Here is a 20,558-nt window from a genome sequence, read left to right on the forward strand (position 1 = left end):
GCTTGAATTACCGAACTCCTGCTCAACAGGAATCTTGTTTTTACACCTCTCAGATGGCTGCTTGAAATAAATCTCCAGTATACTGTTGCAAGTCCATGGTTCTTCTGAATTTGAAAGCCGATTTCTAAACATTCGTTCACTAAAACAACACTAAGCGGCGAATCTTCACAAATATTTCTTAGTCATACTTACCCCCAAATTCTAATCATTTCGTAGTTTTCCTCTCCGAATTGCATAGCAACTCTTATCCGCGCACGTACAGACTTTCCTAACTCTTGGAGTGGCTGACAGAGTTAAGACGATAATTTTAGAGTGTCCACCGTTGCGGTAAAACTATGCTGACAGCATTAACTTGAAAATACACCATTTACATACTGAAGTTGATGAGAGTTTAAGCACTCCTTACCTATTGATTAAGTACAATTCGTAAATCATTCATTGTCGTCCAGTTAATCTCTCGATCAGGGAACGGCTATCTTGGGCCGACCGACCAACTTGATTAATGATTTTGGAACCTTGAATCGTTCACGAAAAGGTTGCTTTTTCTGGTCGGTTACTATGAAAAGTACAAAATATTGAAATGGGGATGATAGGTCTGACCTAAAGCTACTACAACGGTAAAATATTATTTTGGAAATTGAATTCAGCCTCTTGAAACACCCAAAGCGTCAGCACGGTCATTTAGGAAGCAGATACATGAACGTTCCTTCGTCTAACACAGAAGCGTTTTTCGAGAATGAGTTGACGAATGGTTACTCCTATATATAACCTTCAGACTATGGTTTGCTACATTCAGTAGTATTTCTGCCAATCCGATCTAACCTAGCTAGACGGACGGTCTTGGATCAGCACAAGCCGCCGTTTCGCAACTGGCCGTTGCTCACACTTCGGATGCTTACGCTTACCTACTGACCGCTTGCGATGATCAGTGTTTGACCGGCTCAGGTTTTAAGGCATCCGTCCCGGCCCTGCCTGGAACCAGCACGACCTTTCATTCCGACCGTAAGCTTTTCACCGGATCTAATAAGGCCGCTTTGATGCTTTGATAACTAACGGTTAGTAGCGTGATGAGTAAGACCGCTAGGCCTGCTATCACAAAAATCCACCAGGAAACTTCGGTACGATACTCATACCGCCGGAGCCAATTCGTGAGCACATAGTAAGATAGGGGAGCCGCCAGCAAAAAAGCGCCAACTACCAAATAAACGAAGTCTTTCGATAGAAGTACCCACAGGTTGCCGACCGTGGCGCCGAGTACTTTGCGAACGCCAATTTCCTTAACCCGTTGCTCAGCCGTAAAAGAAGCTAAGGCAAACAAACCTAAACAAGAAATAAGGATAGCCAGGATGGTGAAGAAAAGGGCTAATTGGCTAATGCGTTCTTCGGCGGCAAACTTTAAGGCGTATTCCTGGTCCGCAAATTGGTAGTCAAATGGGGAGTTCGGCGTTAGTTTCTTAAATACGGCTTCTATTTTAGGTAAAGCGGCCGAAGCACTTACCCTTGGATTGAGTCGAATATTAATCCAGTCATAATTGTTATCGAGAAAGAAGACCGTTGGAAACGTAGGATCATAGGGAGACAAGGCAACCATATCTTTAACGACACCTAAAATTTTATAGGACTGCGATTGACGCCACCCCGGTGCCCACGTAACCAGCTCGCCGACCGGATTTTTTGAGTTGACTTGCTTAGCAAACGATTCGTTGACCACAAAGCCTACCGAATCGGAAGCAAATTCGGGCGAGAAGTCCCGCCCCCCTACAAACTGCCAACCTATTGTCCTGCCATACTCTGGCGTAACGGGCAAGGTAGCGCAGCCCCCGGCAAATTTCATCTCGTTGCCTTTCCAGGAAAAGCCACTATTCCGCATGTTGATGTCAGTAACGGAACTCTTCGATTCGGCAACCTGGGCCACAACGCCCGTGTTTTTTAATTCGTTACGAATCAGATCATACTTGCCTGAAAACTCAGCCGTTTTCTTTTTGATCAACAACAGGCTCTCTCGGTTGTAACCCACCGGCCGATTCTTAGCGTGCTGAATCTGTCGGTAAACCGTGATAGTACCAATAATCAACGCGACTGAAACCGTGAACTGCATCACAACCAATAGTCGGCGGGGTAGGGTTGCCCCTCGTCCGACTCGAAAAGTGCCTTTCAGTACTTTTATTGCTTGAAAGGAGGAAAGATATAAAGCGGGATAAATGCCCGCCACAAAGCCCGTCAGTCCGATAAAGCTCACACTCAGTAGCCAGAAATAGGGATTGCTCCAAGGCATTTTCATTTCTTTAGCGGCCAGGTCGTTAAACCAGGACAAGGAAAGGGCAACCAAACTAACCGCCAAAATAAACGACACCACAACGACCAGAAACGACTCACTAAAGAATTGTCGGATTAATTGACCCCGCAGCGATCCTACTGCTTTGCGAATACCCACTTCTTTGGCTCGTTTTTCACTCCGAGCCGTGGAGAGATTCATAAAGTTGATGCAAGCCAGCAACAGCACAAAGACGCCAATTAAACCAATCATCCATACGAGTTGAACCGGTCCAGTATCGTCGATGAATAGCCCGCCGTGCAAATGCCATCTGCTCATGGGAAGCAACTGAATTTGGGGCCGATCAGCTACTTGCTCTTTCAGTCCTTCCAAACCCTTGATGTGGTTCAAATAGGTATCCTTGATTTGAGCAGACACCTGAGCAAAATGGGCTTTAGGTTGAAGTTGTACGTATGTAAACAGAAACCGATTGCTCCAACCCTGTTGCTTAACATTGGGATGAGCCGAAGCCCATAAGTCGAAGGGCGCAAAAAATTTAACGGGATAGAACTCGGAGTTATGGGGAAGGTCTTCGTACACCCCGGTTACTTTCGAAATCATATTCGTGTTGATTTTGACGATCTGATTGACCGGATCAACATCGCCAAAAAGAGCTTTGGCCGTTGAGGCTGCCAGCAAAATCGAATTAGGACCTGAAAGGCTGCTCCAGGTTCCTTTGATCATTTTTAAGGAAAGCATGTCGGGCGCACCCGCTTCGATAAACTGGCCTTGCTTGGCTAATGTAGTTTCTCGGGCCGATAAAATACATTCTTCGACCGGGAGAGCTAACAGGACGTGCTTAAATTGATTACCGTAGTTTGTTTTAAGCTCATTGGCCAAGGGTAAGGGTAGTACGGCTGATGAGTACACCCGCCCTTCAAAAGGGCCTCGCTGGGTGACTTTAGCAATGCGGTCATAGTGTTGATGGTATTCATTGAAGGAAAGCTCGTCCCATACCCATAGCCCGTTCAGAATGGCGACGGCCATGCCGACCGCTAAACCAATGATATTAATGGCCGAATAGACTTTGTTGTTGACCAAGTTGCGCCAGGCGACTTTTACATAATTGCGAATCATAGCTGGTTGTAAAGTTGAGGTAGTCCGGCAGGCCGGATGAGAATAGTTTTCAGACCGTTTGGCTATTGATCGGGTAAAGGGACGAATCAGCCGTAGCACCGCTAACCCGTACCGCCAGCGAGCGGCTCGTACACCGATCGTTTTTAGCCAATAGGCGTACATTTCGAGCAGGTCACCTTGTAGCTCATCTTCCAAGCCAGTTGGGCTAAACCGACTCAATAGCCAGGTGGCCCAGCGGGGCGGTCCGTCGCTACGGGGAATAGCGTAGTCACGTTCGCGGTCCGTTAAGCGCCCCATAGCTGAAGGATTGGCGTTGGAATCTTCTCCCAGAGCTGGGCCCGAACCCCGCGACACTCAATCAAGGCCCGCTGACCAACCGCCGTGACCGTAAACAGGCGTTTTTGGCGGCCACCCCGCTCGGCGGTGGCCCCGCCCATCTGAGACGCGACAAAGCCTTTTTCTTCTAACCGCTGAAGGGTGGTGTGGACCGTGGGAAAGCTAATGCTTCGGCCCATTTGCTGGTCAATGGTTTGGGTAATCGAGGCACAGTAAGCCCGTTCTTGCAGGGCCGCTACGGTCAGCAAAACAACTTCCTCTAACTCCCCCAAAAAGACTCGTTTCATAGCCAAGAGCGCCGGTCCGCCGGTGCCACAGTTATTAGTATAGTCTTTGCCGTACAAATACCTGACCAAACTTTCAAAAATGGCGTATTGAGCTTTAAAGGGCTATGATGAGTGTGCAGTGGGTGGTAATTTGTCCATTATTGGACAAACTCCCGTCCAGAAACGGACAGGGTTTCAGAGTTTATCTAAATGCCTTATTTAAGAAGCACATACATGAAAACTCCTGCGTCTCAAGCGGGAGCGGTTCATGAGAATAAGTATCTCACGATTATAATACCATTTCAAATATGAACAGCGATCAAGCTGGTAAAGCCAAAAACGACTTCGTTTAACATACTTTAACCAGCCTTGCCTAGCGTCAATGAGCCACTGTTCATAAGTTTGGTGCTATATCTAAACCCCAGCCTATGCGTTATCTTTTCGCCTTACTCCTGCTTTCATCATCAGCACTCGCTCAGCCCATAACTCAGACCCAGACCTTAGTGGCCATCGGGAAGGTATGGGGATTTCTTAAATACTATCATCCCCAGGTCGCTAAGGGAAAAATCGATTGGGATGGCCAGCTCATTCAACTCATTGATGAATCAGCTACCATCCACTCTAAACCTGCATTGTCCGCCCGACTGCTGAGCTGGGTCAACCAATTAGGCCCGATTGAGCCTTGTTCGCGATGTTCCCCGCCCGACTCGGCTGGCTTTACCCGAAATTTGGATTTAAGCTGGTTGGCCGATTCGTCACTTTTTAACCCAGCCCTTCACCAGCAACTGACCTTTATTGCCGCCAATCGAAACCAGCGGGTCAATCAGTATGTCCACTGGGACCCGTTCCGGAATCGATTAGTGTTTTCCGAAACGGATTATGCAGCCATGGCTTTGCCTAGCTCATCTTACCGGCTGTTGGGTCTGTTTCGTTACTGGAATATTATTGAATATTTCCATCCCGCCAAATACGCCATGGCTCAACCTTGGAATCAGGTGTTGACCCGGTTTGTCCCTCACTTCCAACAGGCTACCGATACGCTGAGTTATCAGCACGTGTTGCAACAGCTAATTAGTGCGACTCACGACGGCCATGCCGAGCTGGTCATCCCCCCCGCGTATCGACTTCCTTGGACCAAACCGTTCCTGTTTCCTTCCTTTGATTATCGGCTGCTGAATGACACGTTGCTGGTGACGAGCTACCTCAATGACTCGCTAAGCCAACTCGATGATATTCGCCGGGGGGACCGCCTGATCCGAATTGGTGATCGCTCGGTTAATGAACTTATCAATCAGCGAGCGCCGGATTTTTCGGCTTCGAATCGGTCGGCGCTGATTCGGCAGATTTTGCCGGTTCTGCTCACCGGCTCACAGCCGATGGTTGACATTGAGTTCATCCGCGATGGCCAACGAGTTCGTAAAATGATGCATCGGTATGGGTTCGAGCGTTTGGTCTATCGCCCCCAGTTGCCCATCCAATCAAAAGCCGTTCCCCCAACCATTGGTTATGTTGACCTGGGTAAGCTATCGGCAAGCGAGGTAAAGCAGGTAATGAAGCAATACCGAAACCGTCAAGGGATTATTTTTGATGTGCGGGCCTATCCGAAAGGGACCTTTCAGCGAATTTGTGAGTATCTAAATCCGGCGCCCAAGGGGTTTGCGCGGTATACCAAACCGGATCTATCTTTTCCAGGCCTGTTCAGGCTGAGTGCCATGCAGTATGTTGGTCGAAAAAACGCGGGTTACTACCGGGGTAAAGTCGCCATCCTCTGTAGTGGGTATACGCAGAGCGCAGCAGAATCGACCTGTATGGCCTTGCGAACGGCTCCCTGCGCCAAGATTATTGGCACCCAATCGGCTGGTGCCAACGGTGATGTAAGCTATGTCTCTTTTCCGGGTGGGTATCAAACCCGCTTCAGTGGCCGGGGTGTTTATACGCTGGATGGGCAGTTAGTTCTTGGTCCAGGCGTCCCCATTGATATAGACGCCACACCAAGTGCTGCTGACTACTTGACCGGCACGGATCGGGCCTTACAAGCGGCCATCGATTGGATTAGTCAATAGGTTGGCCCTTATAACGACCGGAATTGAGCCGGTCTACGGTAGTCTCTGGGCGATAATTCAACATCTGCTAGTGCTTTAACCAAGTTAAGGTTTGTTAAATAAGGGCAAGTGAGTATCGACTGTCTTACCAAACGCCCGAACGAAAAAGCAGATACATGAAGGCTCATTCGTCTCATTTTGGGGAGCCTTTTCTAATACGCTATCAAGCCCTTTCGCCTTGCCGATTCAGGACGTATTGAACCTCGATGAAACGCACCGCATGAACGCCCCCGGCTTCGGTGGCCGTAGCTGGCAATGGCGGTTGCAGTCCGGTCAGTTGACGGTTGAAGCAGCGGCGAAGTTATTAAAACTGACGCTCATAACGGGACGGGCATAAGATGTTGGCGTTTTAACATCATTTAACCCGACAATTACCAGCTTACTGGTCTTGAGCAGTTACTTTTCCGACAAAACCATTTTTGTCGGATGCTACACATACGGTACGCGCTTATCGCCTTCTTATTTCTCAACGTTACCCCGATTTGGGCGCAGCGATTTTCGTCCGCTGAGCAGGAATTGCTCCGCCGGTCGGTTGTTTCATTCAACGATCTGGATAGCGCCCTACTGCCGCCGACGTTAACCGAATTGGTCCGTAATCGGTCGGTCATTGCTATCGGAGAGGTTACGCACGGTACGCAGGAAGTTCAGCGGCTTCAGATTAGGATGGCTAAGACCTTAGTGCAGAAACACGGTTTCAAAGCTGTATCACTCGGTGAGGCTTACATCAGTAATACGTGGCTCCTGAATGACTACGTGCTGTTCGGCAAAGACAATACCCGACAAACTGGACCTGCTACCTTTAACTGGACATTAAGTTAAGCATGATCTAACTTAGTGAACTATGAAAATCAGAAGGCAGTACGATGAAGAATTTAAACGGATGGCTGTAGAGTTGGCGGATGCCAAAGGCTCTCTAAAGGCGACCGCTGAAGAATTGGGCATTACTCCCCAGATCCTAACCCGATGGCGCCGGGAAAGAGTAGCGACTCAAGGCACCAGAGCAGGCAGCCCGCCCCAGATGGGTCGAGAGCAACAAGAAATACTGCGCCTGAAAAAGGAGCTTAAACAGGCCGAATTAGAACGCGATATCTTAAAATCAGTGTACAGCGCATACGCTGTTGAATAGCCCTTACAACTTACGTTTCCATCAGAAGCCTTAAATTTGGCTGACTTTCTGAACCAAGCCTCCCGCTTTTACTGGTACTTAGTCGAGTCCTTCCTTAAAATCTGGGCTGGAGCGTACAATGCCTTTTCATCGTGAAAGGTATTTGGTGAATGCATTGGTGATCGCTTCGGCGAATCCCGTACAGAAAACTCTTACAGTCACAGTGCGCTCCCGGAAGTCATTAACTACTGATGTCCTATGGAAAGTAGCCAAGTAACCTTCAAAATTCTTCATCCCCATGCCGCAGGCATCGATGTGGGTTCACGCAGTCATCTGGTAGCCATTGATCAGAACAAAGACAATGTGCGTGAGTTTGGGGTGTACACCAAAGACCATCTGGAGATAATCAGTCATCTGCGCCAGCATGGGGTGACCACGGTCGCTATGGAGAGTACCGGCAGCTATTGGCAGACCTTGTTTAATGCGCTTCAGCAAGCAGGCTTTGAGGTGATGCTAGTGGGCGGTAGCCAAACCAAAAATGTCAAGGGCCGTAAAACCGATGTGATCGACTGCATCTGGATTCAAAAGTTGCACTCATTAGGTTTACTATCCGGCAGTTTGCTGTTGAGTGATACCTTCCAACAGTTACGAACCTACTACTATCATCGTCAGCATCTGGTCCAGCAATCAGCTCGTTACTCCAGTAAGATGCAGAAGGCACTGCGGTTAATGAATATCCGATTAGATGTGGTGCTCAACGACATCACGGGTCAATCGGGTATGGCCGTTATTGACGCTATTCTGGCGGGTCATCGGGAAGCTGATCATCTGGTGTCGCTGGTGAGTGATCGGGTCAAAAAATCCCGTCAGGAGATTGCGGATGCCTTGCAGGGCTGGTGGCGGGAAGAGTTGCTGTTCGAGCTACAAGCCTCACTTGAATTTTATCGGCTCTATGAAGGTAAGATCAAAGAATGCGACGAAGTCATCGAAAGGTTTTTAGTGAAGTATGCTCCCCCGGTTGACGTAACGGCCGACGAGAAGAAGCAATTAAAAATGCATCGAAAACGAGCGGGTAAACATGCTCCCGGCTTTAATCTCTCCCAGTTGGCCTACCAGTATTTTCGAACAGACCTGTTTGCCGTGTCCGGCATCAGTTACAATACGGTGTTGTGCTTGCTGACCAGTCTGGGCCACGACATTCATAAATTTCCGAACGCGAAAAGTTTTGCCTGCTGGTTGGGTCTGGTGCCCAATAACAAAGTCAGTGGTGGCAAAGTCATCAGTAATCGCCGACCGTCTGGTCGAAATACCATCGCTAAGGCATTGCGTCATGCTGCCAATTCGATTGGTAACCAGAAAGACCACGAGCTAACACCCTTCTTCAAGCGTATCGCCTTCAAAAAAGGCCGGATTGCAGCCATCATCGCCACCGCCCGCAAGTTGGCGGTTATCATCTGGAATATGATCAGTAGAGGGGAAGCCTATCACAAAGAACGGGTAGAATTAAACCAGGAAAAGCAGCGCAGCCTCAAGCTGAAGCACTTAGATAAAAAACTGCATGCTCTCCAATTAACCCAAGAAGAGTTGAAAAGGCTATTCACAAAGCATTCGTTATCAGTACAATAGAGATCAGTTGTACAGAAAAAGGCAGTCGGCATCTTCTCCAGGAACGACGGGACATTTTTCAGTTCATAAAAGCTCACCAAGGTGAGTTTCCCGTTGAGACCGGTCCGCCGGTGCGGATGTGTAAAGTACTAAAGGTAAGCCGCAGTGGCTATTACTATTGGTTAGCTCAGCGACCAACCAACAGAGCAAAAGAAAATGAGGCGATTCTTGAATTAATAAGTGGGTCATTGACCGCCAGTAAAGGCCGGTATGGAAGTTCCAAAATCACTCAAGATCTTCGTGCTCAAGGCGTAAACGTATCCCGACCGCGAGTGGCCAGACTCATGAAGCAGGCTAATCTCAAAAGTATCATTCAGAAGAAATATGTGGTCACAACCACGGATTCCAAGCATACTTATCCAGTGGCCGAAAATCATTTAAACCGCCAGTTCAACCCGACAAAACCGGGTCAGGCATGGGTTTCGGATCTGACCTACATTGCCACGGGTGAAGGGTGGATTTACCTGACAATGATCATGGATTTGTATGATCGAAAAGTGATTGGTTGGGCCCTGAGTAAGTCCATGAAAGCCGCTCAGACAACTGTACCGGCTTGGCAGATGGCTATTAAAAACCGGCCCATTGAACGAAACCTGATATTTCATCGCTCCGGCGCCCCGGTCTGATCGAGGGGTTCAGTATGCCTGTCATGCCTTTACCAAATTGCTGAAAAATCACCCATTGGTATTGCAGAGCATGAGTGGGAAAGGCAACTGCTGGGATAATGCCGTGGCGGAAAGTTTTTTCAAAAGCCTGAAGTCGGAGTTAGTGTATCAGCAGAACTTCCAAACTCGGGCCATGGCTAAACAGGCGGTCTTTGAATATATTGAAATTTGGTACAATCGCCAACGGCGGCATTCAGCGTTAGGCTATCTTTCCCCTTTCGACTATTATAATGGGCAACTCCAACATGTTGCTTAAAGATTTGTCCAGTATTTTGTTGCAAGTCCACTTGAGAATGTACGTCCCGCCGATGCGTACTGGGGTCGCCAAGAATAAATCGTAGCAGAACGAAAAAAAATCAAGCAGCTAACGATAGCCCAACGGCGGAAAAGTCATATTTTTCAGAAACTATAAAGGGCCGTTAGTGGCTTGCGTTGATAGTCACATTATTAATAGATTTTCACTTCAATAAATCTACTTTCTATAGTGAAAGTGGCAAAGCCCGTCAGCCTTAACAGACGGGCTTTGTTTAATTGGTAGTTTTGCCGCTCATGAAGCGATCAATGTCAGTTCGTTTCACATAAACTAACTTACTTGTCGGCCCTTCGGGCTTTATAATTGCGATGTAGCCCTGTTTTACAAGATTCCAAAATTTCGTGTTGCCAATACCTAGCAAGGTTTGTACCTCTTTGGGTCGTAGGTAATCGCGTTGTGTCAGGTTCATAGGCATTTAAAAGGCTTGTTATGAACACAAACGTCCTAAAAATATCGTGCAACAAAAAATTTTGAGCACTATATTTTGTGCATTATTTTTGAACGGATGCTGGCTGAGTCATAATCTCCTGGTAATCAGGGAGTATTTTATCCAGTAACTTCAGGTATGGATCAGCCACACTTCCATGTAAATCATAGATTAAACTTGTATAATTTCCTGTTCTCCAATCCCAGACTGTGAATGTTGCGATTTTACCAAGAGTACTTTCAAAAAAATCGATTTGAAACAGTGGAGCAAAACGCTTAACATATTCTTCCGCACGGGGAGTGCCAATTCTTGCCAAAGTTTGTATAGCTATAAAGCTTGAAGACATTAATCTGATAATATATTTTGTTTGTTGATCCAGATCTGTAGAGATATTGCTATTCTTAGCATAGTCACTTTCAAGCTCTTGGCATAACTCGTTAGTAAGCCATGTTTGTAATACTTCTTCAATTGTATAATTCGACTTGTTATAATGTTCAGTCCACTGACTCATTAAAAAATTATTTGTTTTGTCAGGACCAAACTCTTCAATAGATTGACGTATAGCGGTAGTCTCGAAAGCAATGAATTTTTTTATATCGGGCTGCTCCAAATACGGCTCAAACTCATTTTCTATTAACTTTAATGTTAACCGGCTTCTAATTATAGCTGTTTGTTGCAGGAAAGACACTCTTATATATATAGGCAATTTAGGCTTTTCATGAGTGTCAGACTTAGTGAGTAACTTTTCTAAAAAGTTTTTATCTTTTCGCAAAAAATGAGTGATAGATACTGTGTATCCCTCTTTATGCTTTTTGTATTTTCTTTTTGAAGCCGAATCCATATTCTAAAACCATTTAACTTGGCTTAAGGAATGTTCAATTTGATGCCGTGAAATGTGAATATAGCCCATCGTAGTGGCTATACTTGAATGCTGAGCTAACTGTTGTACGACTGGGGTAGGTAATACTGTAGAAAGAAAAGTTATGCCGGAGTGCCGCGATGTATGAAACGTGACAGGTTTGTTAATGCCAGCTAACCTAACCACATCTTTCACATACTCATTCAATCGTGGATGGGAGCGAGCAAATAAGGGTCGCTTATCCGTACGCCAATATTTCCTTATCAATTTTTCTGGTTTACTGGGGCCGTCGGCTGTTCGATGTAATTGGTACAAAGCCAAGCGATTAAGTTTACCGGTCTTTTGGGCTCTTAACTCTAACACTAAGCCTATGTCAGTCTCAAGTAGATTATTGATTTTGAGTTGCGTAACGTCCCCGATTCGTAACAATGTATAGTAAGCGAATAGAAACGTATCGCGGTAAAACTCTAAGTGTTCGTTCTCTCTGGTGAACGAGAGCTGTTCAATGCGTTCAATTTCAGCCGGTAGTAACACTGTACTTTCAACAGGTGCCTTCTTTGGTTTGAAGTCGTTGTAAGGATTGTCTTTAATTTCAAACAAACCTTTCTTAATAGCTCTTGTAAGATACTTCTGAACTACTTGGTGGTGCTTATAAATAGTGTTCAATTCCAATTTATCTACTATTCGCAGATGATGATGGAAGGCGTCAATCAGCGAGTATGTAAGCACTGAAAATGGAACAGCAGGCCCTTGACTAAAGGTGGTTAGAAGATTAACTACTCGCTTATAACGGCCGTAGGTAATCTTATTAATTGTCTTATCCGCATAATCTCGTGCTATCTGCTCTAAAGCGAAAGTTGTGAATGAGACTGACGACTGAGCAATGTTAGCCTTGGCCGAATGCAGTAGATCAAAGTCCGATAGTTGAAAGGGCCGGTTGTATCTTGCTGAAAAGGTAAGCTCAAAATGTTCTAACTCGTTTATCTTATCCCGTATTAATCGGTTTAGATCAGGCCTCTTTTTGACCTCTTTACTCCGCTCGTCCCATTCGTTGGGGCTTAAACGAATGCCGGTTTTCCAATACCTACGTACTCGACTTTGATAGGCTTCAATAAGCACAGAGGCTTTACCGTTGCGATCTAACTTTTTGGTCCGATTGAACACAGTTTGATAGCTTACTTTTACAGTTGTCATATTGCCGTAGCGTTAGTACGGCGCAAACCTAAATGCAATTTTTGGTTGAATTTTTTGTATCACAGTTGTAGCACACAGGGCGAATGAGATAGTATTGTGCCGAATCGAAACGTACAACCTTTAAAGTACATAACTTGTTGATTACAAAGGCAAAAGCCTTGCGAATCAATAGATTGCAAGGCTTTCACTTCAAACCAATAGTGCACTCGTAGGGATTCGAACCCCAAACCTCCTGATCCGTAGTCAGGTGCTCTATCCAATTGAGCTACGAATGCGAATAATATTGCAATGTAGTCAGGTGCTCTATCCAATTGATGTCGAGCGCGACCCCTGTACAAATGCGTTACACGCTGTGCATTTCCCACTGTTTGGGAGTGCAAAAGTACGTAAAAAAGGGAGCGTGTCAAATTACCGGCCCGAAAAATTTGCGGGGCGCTTCAGTAGGAACGAACCAATTCCCTCAGCGGCATCGGCCGAGTGACCCAACGCGTCCTGATTCTGAGCTTCCTGCTCCAGTTGATGGTCGAGGTCGGAATACAGCGATTGGTTCAGTACTAATTTCATGGCACCAATGGCGCGGGTGGGAGCGGTGGCATACTGACGTACGACCTGCTCAACGGCCCCGTCCAGTTCAGCCACCGGAACCGATCGTCTCACCAACCCAATCTGAGCCGCTTCAGGGCCATAAACCCGCCGACCGGTGCTGCTTAGTTCAAACGCCCGTTGCGGACCGACGAGCCGGGGCAGAAAAAACGTGGAACCAGCATCAGGCATGAGACCGATGTTGACGAATATCTGACTGAAATAAGCCTCGTCGGTGCAGATGATGACGTCGCAGGCCAGCGCGAGTGAGCAACCCGCCCCGGCCGCTACGCCGTTGATGCGGCCTACCACCGGCTTTGGCAGGTTCCGGATGGCCCGGATCATGGGGTTATAACCAGCACGCAATGACGCACCGAGGTTCATGGTTCCTCCCGATGCGGCTGCACCAGCAAACCCTTCTTTCAGATCGGCCCCGGAGCAGAAGGCCCGGTCGCCGGTGCCGGTGATGACCATTACCCGGATGGTATCGTCGGCTCCGGCGGCTTCCACGGCGGTGGTGATCTCGCGGATCAGGCCGGGGCTGAGAGCGTTGTAAACCTGAGGGCGGTTGAGCGTGATCCGGCAGATGCCGTCGCTCGTTTCGCAGAGAAGGTTTTCGTACATGAGAAAGAGTTTAAATAGGGCTTACGCATTGACCAGCTTCATCATCGCTTCGGGGTAGCGCGATCCGGCAGCGGCTCCATTGGGCGCAATCTCGTCAAGGGTGCGGAGGTCGTCTGGGGTCAGCGTCAGGTCGAGTGCGCCGAGGTTTTCGGCTAAGTAAGTTCGGCGTTTTGTGCCCACGATGGGTATCACAAACTCGCCCTGCGCCAGCAGCCAGGCCAAAGCCAGTTGCGACGCCTGGGCACCCTTCTGCGCGGCCAGCTCGTTGATTCGAGCTACTAACGCGAGATTCTTGTCGAAGTTCTCGCCCTGAAACCGGGGCGAATGTCGGCGGTAATCGTCCGGTTCCAGGTCGTCGAAATTTTTGATTTGCCCAGTCAGGAAGCCCCGGCCGAGCGGACTGTAGGCCACGAGGGAGATGCCTAATTCGGTTATTGTCGGAATCACACTTTCTTCAATGTCGCGGCTCCAGAGCGAATACTCCGACTGTACGGCAGCCACCGGATGGACGGCGTTGGCCCGGCGGATGGTGTCGGCACCCGCTTCGGACAAGCCAATAAACCGGATTTTGCCTTCTTCAATTAATCGACTCATCGCACCGACCGTTTCTTCAATGGGCGTGTTGACATCGACACGGTGCTGATAATACAAATCAATGGTGTCCACGCCGAGCCGCTTCAAACTGCCTTCGCACGAGGCCCGGACGTAGTCAGGCCGACCGTTGATACTCCGTTTTGTTGGGTCGCTGGGGTCGCGGACGATGCCGAATTTAGTGGCAATGAAGACGTCATCGCGCCGTCCGGCAATGGCCCGCCCAACGAGTTCTTCGTTCGTGTACGGTCCATACATATCGGCCGTATCCAGCAAGTTGACACCGGCATCCAGGGCGGCATGGATCGTGGCAACGGATTCGCCATCGTCGCGACTACCATAAAAATCAGACATGCCCATACACCCCAATCCCAAGGCCGACAGCTTAACTTCAGTATTGCCTAACGTTCTGAATTTCATTAATTTCATTAATTGAGTTAGTTCATAAAGAATTACACCAGCCACAATACCGCTACTAAGCTAACACATAATCCCAGCGCGACGCCTACGCCAATTTGAGCGGGTGTGTGGGCATTGAGCTTCAAGCGGGCGCTGCCCACAAAACCCGTTAGCAGAACGCTCAGCAGCACCGGAATGAATAGCTCGGTCTGGCTGAATTTAAGCAGGATACCAGCCAGGATGCCCACTACGCCACTCATGCCGACGCTGTGAGCGCTGATTTGCCAGTACAGGCTAATGATGCCAATCAGCAGAATAGACAGGGAAATACTGCCCAGCAACACGGCAATTTCGGGAGCAACGGTCGAGACCAATTCCATCCGAAAAGCAAACAGGAATGTCAGAAACGTGTAAATCAGGGCCGTCAGGAAAAACGGGAGTCGCCGGTCGGCGAGGGTCGTCAGGTGCAGCGTCTGCACGTAGCCGCTGCGATACAGGTAGTAGATAAGCAGGGCCGGTACGCCGAACGTGCCGATGAATATCAGTATCAGCAGGCTGAGCCGCAGCGTGGCGGAAAACACATCGACCCCCAGTACGTTGGGCACCTGAAACAGCAACACGCCGAACACGAACGTCGGCATCAGCAGGGGATGAAACACAACGGAAAGAAAGCGGGCGAAAGACGTTGTCAACGATGAATGATAAATGATGAACGATAACCGTCGAAACCGGCAGTTCCCACCACAAAGTTAAGCGGACTATCTGCCATCATTCATCATTTATCATTCATAATTCATCATTTCAAAGTTGTTTCCTCAACCGCGCCACCGGAATGTTGAGTTGCTCGCGGTATTTGGCCACAGTCCGGCGGGCGATGTTGTAGCCCCGGTCGTTGAGGATTTTTTCGAGCTTATCGTCGGAGAGAGGGTTGAGCTTGGGTTCGTTGTCAATCATCTCGCGCAGAATATTCTTAACCTCGCGGCTGCTGACGTCCTCGCCCGAATCGGTGGCGATGCCCTCGGAGAAGAAATACTTAAGCGGGTAAATGCCGAACTCGGTTTGCACCGCCTTGCTGTTGGCCACCCGCGACACCGTCGACACGTCCATGTCGATCATAGTGGCAATGTCTTTCAGGATCATAGGCCGAAGCTTGGACTCGTCGCCGGTCAGGAAAAAGTCATACTGGAAGCGCACAATGGCGTTCATCGTGCGGAGCAGCGTTTGCTGGCGCTGCTTGATGGCGTCGATGAACCATTTGGCCGCGTCGAGTTTCTGCTTCACGAACGAGACCGTTTCTTTGAGCGACTTATTCTGTTTGCTGCTCTTGTCATACGTATCGAGCATATCAGCAAACGAGCGGCTGATGCGCAGTTCGGGCGCGTTTTTGGAATTCAGCGACAGTTCGAGCTTGCCGTTGGCGTTGACTAAGATAAAGTCGGGAATGAGGTACTGCGCCGTGCCGGATTCACCTTCGACGGAGCCGGGCTTGGGATTCAGCTTGATAATGATGTCGATGACTTTCTTCAGCGAATCGTCGCTGATGTTGAGCCGTCGCTGAATTTTGTCGTAGTGTTTCTTGGAGAACTCGTCGAAGAAATCCTCGATAATTCGGATGGCCAGCACATTGTATGGCTCCGACTGATCTTTACGGTGCAGTTGCAGGAGCAGGCATTCCTGAAGCGAACGGGCCGCAATACCAGCCGGGTCAAACGATTGAACTTTGTGGAGTACTTCCTCAATCTCCTCGGCGTTGGTAAACACGTTCTGCGAAAACGCGAGGTCGTTCACAATGGCCTGCATCGACCGGCGGATGTAGCCGTCGGTTTCGATGCTGCCGATGAGCTGCAGCCCAATCACGCGCTGTTCGTCGGTAAGCTGGAGGTAGCCAAATTGCTGGAGCAGCGAATCGGTCAGGCTCGAAGAGGTTGCCAGCGGCATATCACGCTCTTCCTCGCCGTAGTTACCATCGCCCTGCATTTTATACCCGGCGTAATCTTCGCCCTGTAGGTAGGTGTCGATGTCGAGGTCTTCGTTGCGGTCCTTGTATTCATCGTCGAACTCATCATCGAATGAATCGTCCTCTTTCTGATCGCGTTCTTCTTCGGCCCCTTCTTCCAGGGCGGGGTTAATTTCCAGTTCTTCCTCAATTCGGGCGTCCAGTTCAATGGTGGGAATTTGCAATAGTTTTATGAACTGTATCTGTTGAGGAGACAGTTTTTGCTGGAGCGACTGAGAAAGGCTAAGCTTTTGCATAACGGCTATTGGTGGGTGTACGGCTTGTGGGCCAACGGGTTGTGGGTACTGAGGAAGCGGCTGGTGAAAGTGCCCCCTCGCAATTATCGGACCAATTTACCCGATTAATTGTTTTCATTCGCCAAAATTTTCTGTGAAGCTCCCGTCTCGTGCTACCTTCGCAACCATGACGAATAAACTGTATGACACCTCGCTGAGTCTGCTTACCGATCTTTACCAGGTTACCATGGCCTACGGGTACTGGAAGGCCGGGCTTGGAGTGACCGAGAAAGAAGCTGTGTTTAACCTGTATTTTCGGAAAAACCCGTTCAGCGGTGGTTTCACCGTTGCGTGTGGGCTGACCAACGTGATCGGCTATATCAACAACTTTGGCTTCTCCCGGAAAGACCTGCGCTACCTCCAAACGCTCACCGGTTCTGATGGTCAGCCGCTGTTCGAGTCCGCTTTTTTAGACTACCTCGCCGACCTGAAACTGACTGTCGACATCGACGCTATTCCTGAGGGAACGGTCGTGTTCCCGAACGAGCCATTAGTGCGGGTCCGGGGACCAATTTTGCAGTGCCAACTGCTCGAAACCCCCCTGCTGAACCTCGTTAATTTCGAGTCGCTGATTGCCACCAAAGCCGCCCGGCTGCGGTTGGTTGTCGGGACTGATACCCTGCTGGAGTTCGGCCTGCGCCGGGCGCAGGGGGCCGACGGGGGCATGACGGCCAGCCGGGCGGCCTACATCGGCGGCTGCGACGCGACCTCCAACGTGCTGGCCGGGAAATTGTACGGCATTCCGGTGCGCGGCACCCACGCCCACAGTTGGGTCATGTCGTTCGACAGTGAGCAGGAAGCGTTCGATACCTACGCCGAGATGATGCCAAATAACGTAACCCTGTTGGTTGATACCTACGATACCCTACAGGGCGTTCGGCACGCCATTGAAACGGGCCGAAAATTACAGCAGCGCGGTCATAAACTGAGTGGTATCCGGCTCGATTCGGGCGATTTGGCGTACCTAAGCATTGAAGCTCGAAAACTGCTCGACGCGGCCGGATTCACGGATACGGTGATCGTAGCCAGCAACGACCTCGACGAAACGATTATTAACAGCCTGAAGCAACAGGGCGCCCGAATTGACGTGTGGGGCGTGGGCATCAAACTCGTAACGGCCTACGACCAGCCCGCGCTGGGGGGCGTTTACAAATTGGCCGCCATTCGGAACGAGCAAAACCAGTGGGAGTATAAGATGAAACTGTCGGAGCAAGCCATTAAAATTTCGACGCCGGGCATTCAGCAGGTACGCCGGTTCCGGGACGAGCGGGGTTTTCTGGCCGACATGATTTTTGACGAAGCAACGAGCGGCCCAGCCCCGGAGTCAGCAACGATGATTGACCCGCTCGACTTCACCAAACGCCGACGGTTCGATGCCGGGCAACCGTTTGACGATTTGCTGGTTCCCGTTTTTCGGTTGGGCAGGCAAGTGTACGATTGCCCCGACATTCACGCGACGCGGGCACGGGTGCAGGAACAGTTAGCAGGCCTGCATTCGGGCGTGAAGCGGTTTGTGAATCCGCATACGTACCCAGTCGGCCTGGAGACAAGTTTACATGAGTTGAAGACGGAGTTGACTTTGAAATTGCGGGAAGGGTGATTGTGTATCCTGGACGGCCACGTCTGGGCGAGATAGCGTTTCTTCTACGTCCGGACGTGGCCGTCCAGGATACAAACCACGAACCCAATATCTTAACACCTCCGTAACAGCAGCTATCAAAACTTTCCGTTGTTTTACTGCTTCTTTCCAGACTCTGCTCATCATGCAACCAATTGAGTTAGTGGTTTTTGATATGGCCGGTACTACCGTCACCGACCACCACGAGGTAGAGCGGTGCTTCGCCGAGGCAGCCGCCCAGACGGGATTGTTCGTCACCGCCGAGCGAATTCTGGCTATGCAGGGACTGGCCAAACGGTACGTGTTTGAAACGCTCTGGAAGGAGCAACTGGGCGACATGCACTCCGACGTTCAGACGCAGGTAGATAGCTCCTACGCGGCCTTCAAGGGAATACTGGAAAACCATTACCGCACCAACGGCGCAACGCCCACCGAAGGCTGTCTGGAAACGTTCGCCTACCTGCGCGAGCGGGGCATCTCTATTGCGCTGACAACGGGCTTCTACCGCGTCGTAACCGATATTATCTTAGACAAACTTGGCTGGCTGGACGGTCTCAATGGGCAACGCGTTGGCGGACCGGACAGCATCATTCAGGCGTCTATCGCCAGCGACGAGGTGGAACGCGGACGGCCGTATCCGCACCTGATCGAGCGGGCCATGCGGTTGCTGAACGTCAGCAATCCAAAGGCGGTCATCAACATCGGCGACACGCCCTCCGATCTGCTGTCGGGTCGGGCGGCCGGGGTTGCGCTGAACCTCGGCGTCACCAACGGCACCCACACCGCCGATCAGCTCGACGCTTATCCCCACGATTACTTGTTGGGATCGCTGGCTGAATTACCCAACGTAGTCAGTGAGTTGGTCAGTCGGTCAGTTAGTCAGTCAACCAGCTACTGACCAACTCACTGACTGACCAACTATCTATCATGTACGATCTCATTATAATCGGCGCGGGGGCGCTCGGTACGTTTCATGCCTATCATGCCGCCAAAGCCGGACAGCGGGTGCTGCTGCTCGAAAAAGACCGGTATCCCATCGGTGCCACGGTGCGGAATTTTGGACAGGTAGTGCCGTCGGGATTAGCCGGGCGGTGGTTCGACTACGGTCGGCGGAGCTTAGACATTTACCGCACCATTCAGCAGGAAACGGACTTAACCGTTCGGCAGAATGGCACCATCTACATCGCGTCCGACGCCGACGAATGGACATTGGCTAACGAACTCCACGACCGGTACGTCCGCGTCGGCTATCCCAGTGAGTTGCTCAGCCGGGCACAATGTCTGACGAAATACCCAGCACTGCAACCCGATTACGTGGTGGGTGGCTTGTTCTTTCCCGATGAGATGAGCGTGGAGCCGGAGCAGATGATTCACCGGCTCATTGGATTCGTCCAACAAAAATACAGCGTCGATTACCAACCCGGCTCGGCCGTTATCGACGTGCAATCTAATTATTCGGGGGCTATCGTGAAACTGGCTTCTAAACAGCGGTTTCAGGCGGGGCGGGTGCTCATTTGCAGCGGGCACGAGGTCAGGCTGTTGTTTCCGGAGGTGCTGGCCGATGCGGGTCTGGTCGTCAGTAAACTGCAAATGCTGTTAACTGAGCCGGTTCGTGGGTTGGCATTGCCCGGTAACATCCTGACGGGCTTGACCATACGTCGGTACGAAGCGTTTAAGGAGTGCCCGTCCTATGCATCTATCACGTTACCGGAACATCTCGCCGAACTCAAGAAGTGGGGCATCCATATCCTGTTCAAACAAGCCGTTGACGGGGCGATCATCGTCGGGGATTCGCACGAGTACGCCGACGCGACGCAGGCCGAAGACCTCGGCTACCATACCCAGGATTTTATTAACGACCTGATGCTGAATGAGGCCCGGCGCATCGTGACTTTTCCGCTGACGGTCCGCAAAACATGGGCGGGATTCTATAGCCAGACAACTGCCGAAATTTTTGAGCATGATGTAGATGAGAACATCCGCATCGTAACGGGCATTGGTGGTAAGGGCATGAGTTCGGGCGCGGGCTACGCCGAGGACAGCATTCGGCAATGGCTGGGACTTGGACAAGGGCTGAGGGTCGAATGACCGTTTAATCAACATGTATTACCGCTACGTAAAATTTGCTC

At 49.9% G+C, this 20,558-nt stretch carries 19 protein-coding genes and 1 tRNA gene; 10 read left to right on the forward strand and 10 right to left on the reverse strand.

Annotated features, from left to right (window positions below; genetic code table 11):
- Positions 1 to 991: 991 nt before the first annotated feature.
- Positions 992 to 3,688 carry an ABC transporter permease gene (locus ACYVHB_RS25015; RefSeq protein ID WP_461054553.1) on the reverse strand — a complete coding sequence of 899 codons (2,697 nt, stop codon included), beginning with the start codon at positions 3,686 to 3,688 and terminating at the stop codon, positions 992 to 994.
- Positions 3,676 to 4,014, reverse strand: a complete 339-nt coding sequence (locus ACYVHB_RS25020; protein ID WP_461054554.1) for a PadR family transcriptional regulator — start codon at positions 4,012 to 4,014, stop codon at positions 3,676 to 3,678. Before ACYVHB_RS25020 ends, ACYVHB_RS25015 begins: the two co-directional genes overlap by 13 nt.
- Positions 4,015 to 4,421: 407 nt before the next feature.
- On the opposite strand from ACYVHB_RS25020, the gene ACYVHB_RS25025 reads away from it, so the two are divergent.
- The 7 genes from ACYVHB_RS25025 (at position 4,422) to ACYVHB_RS25055 (ending at position 9,786) form a co-directional block, all read left to right on the forward strand.
- Complete coding sequence (locus ACYVHB_RS25025; protein ID WP_461054555.1) at positions 4,422 to 6,056, forward strand: S41 family peptidase; 1,635 nt, start codon at positions 4,422 to 4,424, stop codon at positions 6,054 to 6,056.
- Positions 6,057 to 6,207: 151 nt separating this feature from the next.
- The gene (locus ACYVHB_RS25030; protein ID WP_461054657.1) at positions 6,208 to 6,432 is read left to right on the forward strand and encodes a 4-alpha-glucanotransferase; all 225 of its coding nucleotides are present in this window, start codon (positions 6,208 to 6,210) and stop codon (positions 6,430 to 6,432) included.
- 89 nt (positions 6,433 to 6,521) lie between these two features.
- Positions 6,522 to 6,914: a hypothetical protein gene (locus tag ACYVHB_RS25035; protein ID WP_461054556.1), complete on the forward strand. Its 393-nt coding sequence runs from the start codon at positions 6,522 to 6,524 to the stop codon at positions 6,912 to 6,914.
- A 22-nt stretch (positions 6,915 to 6,936) separates the two neighbouring features.
- Positions 6,937 to 7,221 carry a transposase gene (locus ACYVHB_RS25040; RefSeq protein WP_461054557.1) on the forward strand — a complete coding sequence of 95 codons (285 nt, stop codon included), beginning with the start codon at positions 6,937 to 6,939 and terminating at the stop codon, positions 7,219 to 7,221.
- A 237-nt stretch (positions 7,222 to 7,458) separates the two neighbouring features.
- On the forward strand, positions 7,459 to 8,826 hold the full coding sequence (locus ACYVHB_RS25045) for an IS110 family RNA-guided transposase (RefSeq protein WP_461054558.1): 1,368 nt from the start codon (positions 7,459 to 7,461) through the stop codon (positions 8,824 to 8,826).
- A 2-nt stretch (positions 8,827 to 8,828) separates the two neighbouring features.
- Positions 8,829 to 9,491, forward strand: a complete 663-nt coding sequence (locus ACYVHB_RS25050; RefSeq protein WP_461054658.1) for an IS3 family transposase — start codon at positions 8,829 to 8,831, stop codon at positions 9,489 to 9,491.
- Between the two features lie 70 nt (positions 9,492 to 9,561).
- Positions 9,562 to 9,786, forward strand: a complete 225-nt coding sequence (locus ACYVHB_RS25055; protein ID WP_461054659.1) for an IS3 family transposase — start codon at positions 9,562 to 9,564, stop codon at positions 9,784 to 9,786.
- A gap of 271 nt (positions 9,787 to 10,057) precedes the next feature.
- Here ACYVHB_RS25055 and ACYVHB_RS25060 read toward each other — a convergent pair whose 3' ends face one another.
- The 8 genes from ACYVHB_RS25060 to rpoN form a co-directional block, all read right to left on the reverse strand.
- Positions 10,058 to 10,258 (reverse strand): helix-turn-helix transcriptional regulator, encoded by a 201-nt coding sequence (locus ACYVHB_RS25060; protein ID WP_461054559.1) that lies wholly within the window; start codon positions 10,256 to 10,258, stop codon positions 10,058 to 10,060.
- A gap of 76 nt (positions 10,259 to 10,334) precedes the next feature.
- Complete coding sequence (locus ACYVHB_RS25065) at positions 10,335 to 11,111, reverse strand: hypothetical protein (protein ID WP_461054560.1); 777 nt, start codon at positions 11,109 to 11,111, stop codon at positions 10,335 to 10,337.
- Between the two features lie 3 nt (positions 11,112 to 11,114).
- Positions 11,115 to 12,323 carry a tyrosine-type recombinase/integrase gene (locus tag ACYVHB_RS25070; RefSeq protein ID WP_461054561.1) on the reverse strand — a complete coding sequence of 403 codons (1,209 nt, stop codon included), beginning with the start codon at positions 12,321 to 12,323 and terminating at the stop codon, positions 11,115 to 11,117.
- A gap of 201 nt (positions 12,324 to 12,524) precedes the next feature.
- A tRNA-Arg gene (locus ACYVHB_RS25075) sits at positions 12,525 to 12,598 on the reverse strand.
- A gap of 133 nt (positions 12,599 to 12,731) precedes the next feature.
- On the reverse strand, positions 12,732 to 13,529 hold the full coding sequence (locus ACYVHB_RS25080; protein WP_461054562.1) for an enoyl-CoA hydratase/isomerase family protein: 798 nt from the start codon (positions 13,527 to 13,529) through the stop codon (positions 12,732 to 12,734).
- 21 nt (positions 13,530 to 13,550) lie between these two features.
- Complete coding sequence (locus ACYVHB_RS25085; protein ID WP_461054563.1) at positions 13,551 to 14,540, reverse strand: aldo/keto reductase; 990 nt, start codon at positions 14,538 to 14,540, stop codon at positions 13,551 to 13,553.
- Between the two features lie 32 nt (positions 14,541 to 14,572).
- Complete coding sequence (locus ACYVHB_RS25090; RefSeq protein WP_461054660.1) at positions 14,573 to 15,160, reverse strand: phosphatase PAP2 family protein; 588 nt, start codon at positions 15,158 to 15,160, stop codon at positions 14,573 to 14,575.
- 160 nt (positions 15,161 to 15,320) lie between these two features.
- Positions 15,321 to 16,772 (reverse strand): RNA polymerase factor sigma-54, encoded by a 1,452-nt coding sequence (gene rpoN / locus ACYVHB_RS25095; protein ID WP_461054564.1) that lies wholly within the window; start codon positions 16,770 to 16,772, stop codon positions 15,321 to 15,323.
- Positions 16,773 to 16,938: 166 nt separating this feature from the next.
- On the opposite strand from rpoN, the gene ACYVHB_RS25100 reads away from it, so the two are divergent.
- The 3 genes from ACYVHB_RS25100 to ACYVHB_RS25110 all read left to right on the forward strand — a co-directional run bounded on the left by ACYVHB_RS25100 (position 16,939) and on the right by ACYVHB_RS25110 (position 20,517).
- On the forward strand, positions 16,939 to 18,411 hold the full coding sequence (locus ACYVHB_RS25100; protein WP_461054565.1) for a nicotinate phosphoribosyltransferase: 1,473 nt from the start codon (positions 16,939 to 16,941) through the stop codon (positions 18,409 to 18,411).
- Between the two features lie 163 nt (positions 18,412 to 18,574).
- Positions 18,575 to 19,327 (forward strand): HAD family hydrolase, encoded by a 753-nt coding sequence (locus ACYVHB_RS25105; protein ID WP_461054566.1) that lies wholly within the window; start codon positions 18,575 to 18,577, stop codon positions 19,325 to 19,327.
- A 29-nt stretch (positions 19,328 to 19,356) separates the two neighbouring features.
- Positions 19,357 to 20,517, forward strand: coding sequence for a TIGR03364 family FAD-dependent oxidoreductase (locus tag ACYVHB_RS25110; RefSeq protein ID WP_461054567.1), 1,161 nt, complete (start codon positions 19,357 to 19,359; stop codon positions 20,515 to 20,517).
- Positions 20,518 to 20,558 lie beyond the last annotated feature (41 nt).

The organism is Spirosoma arcticum (genome assembly GCF_054779955.1).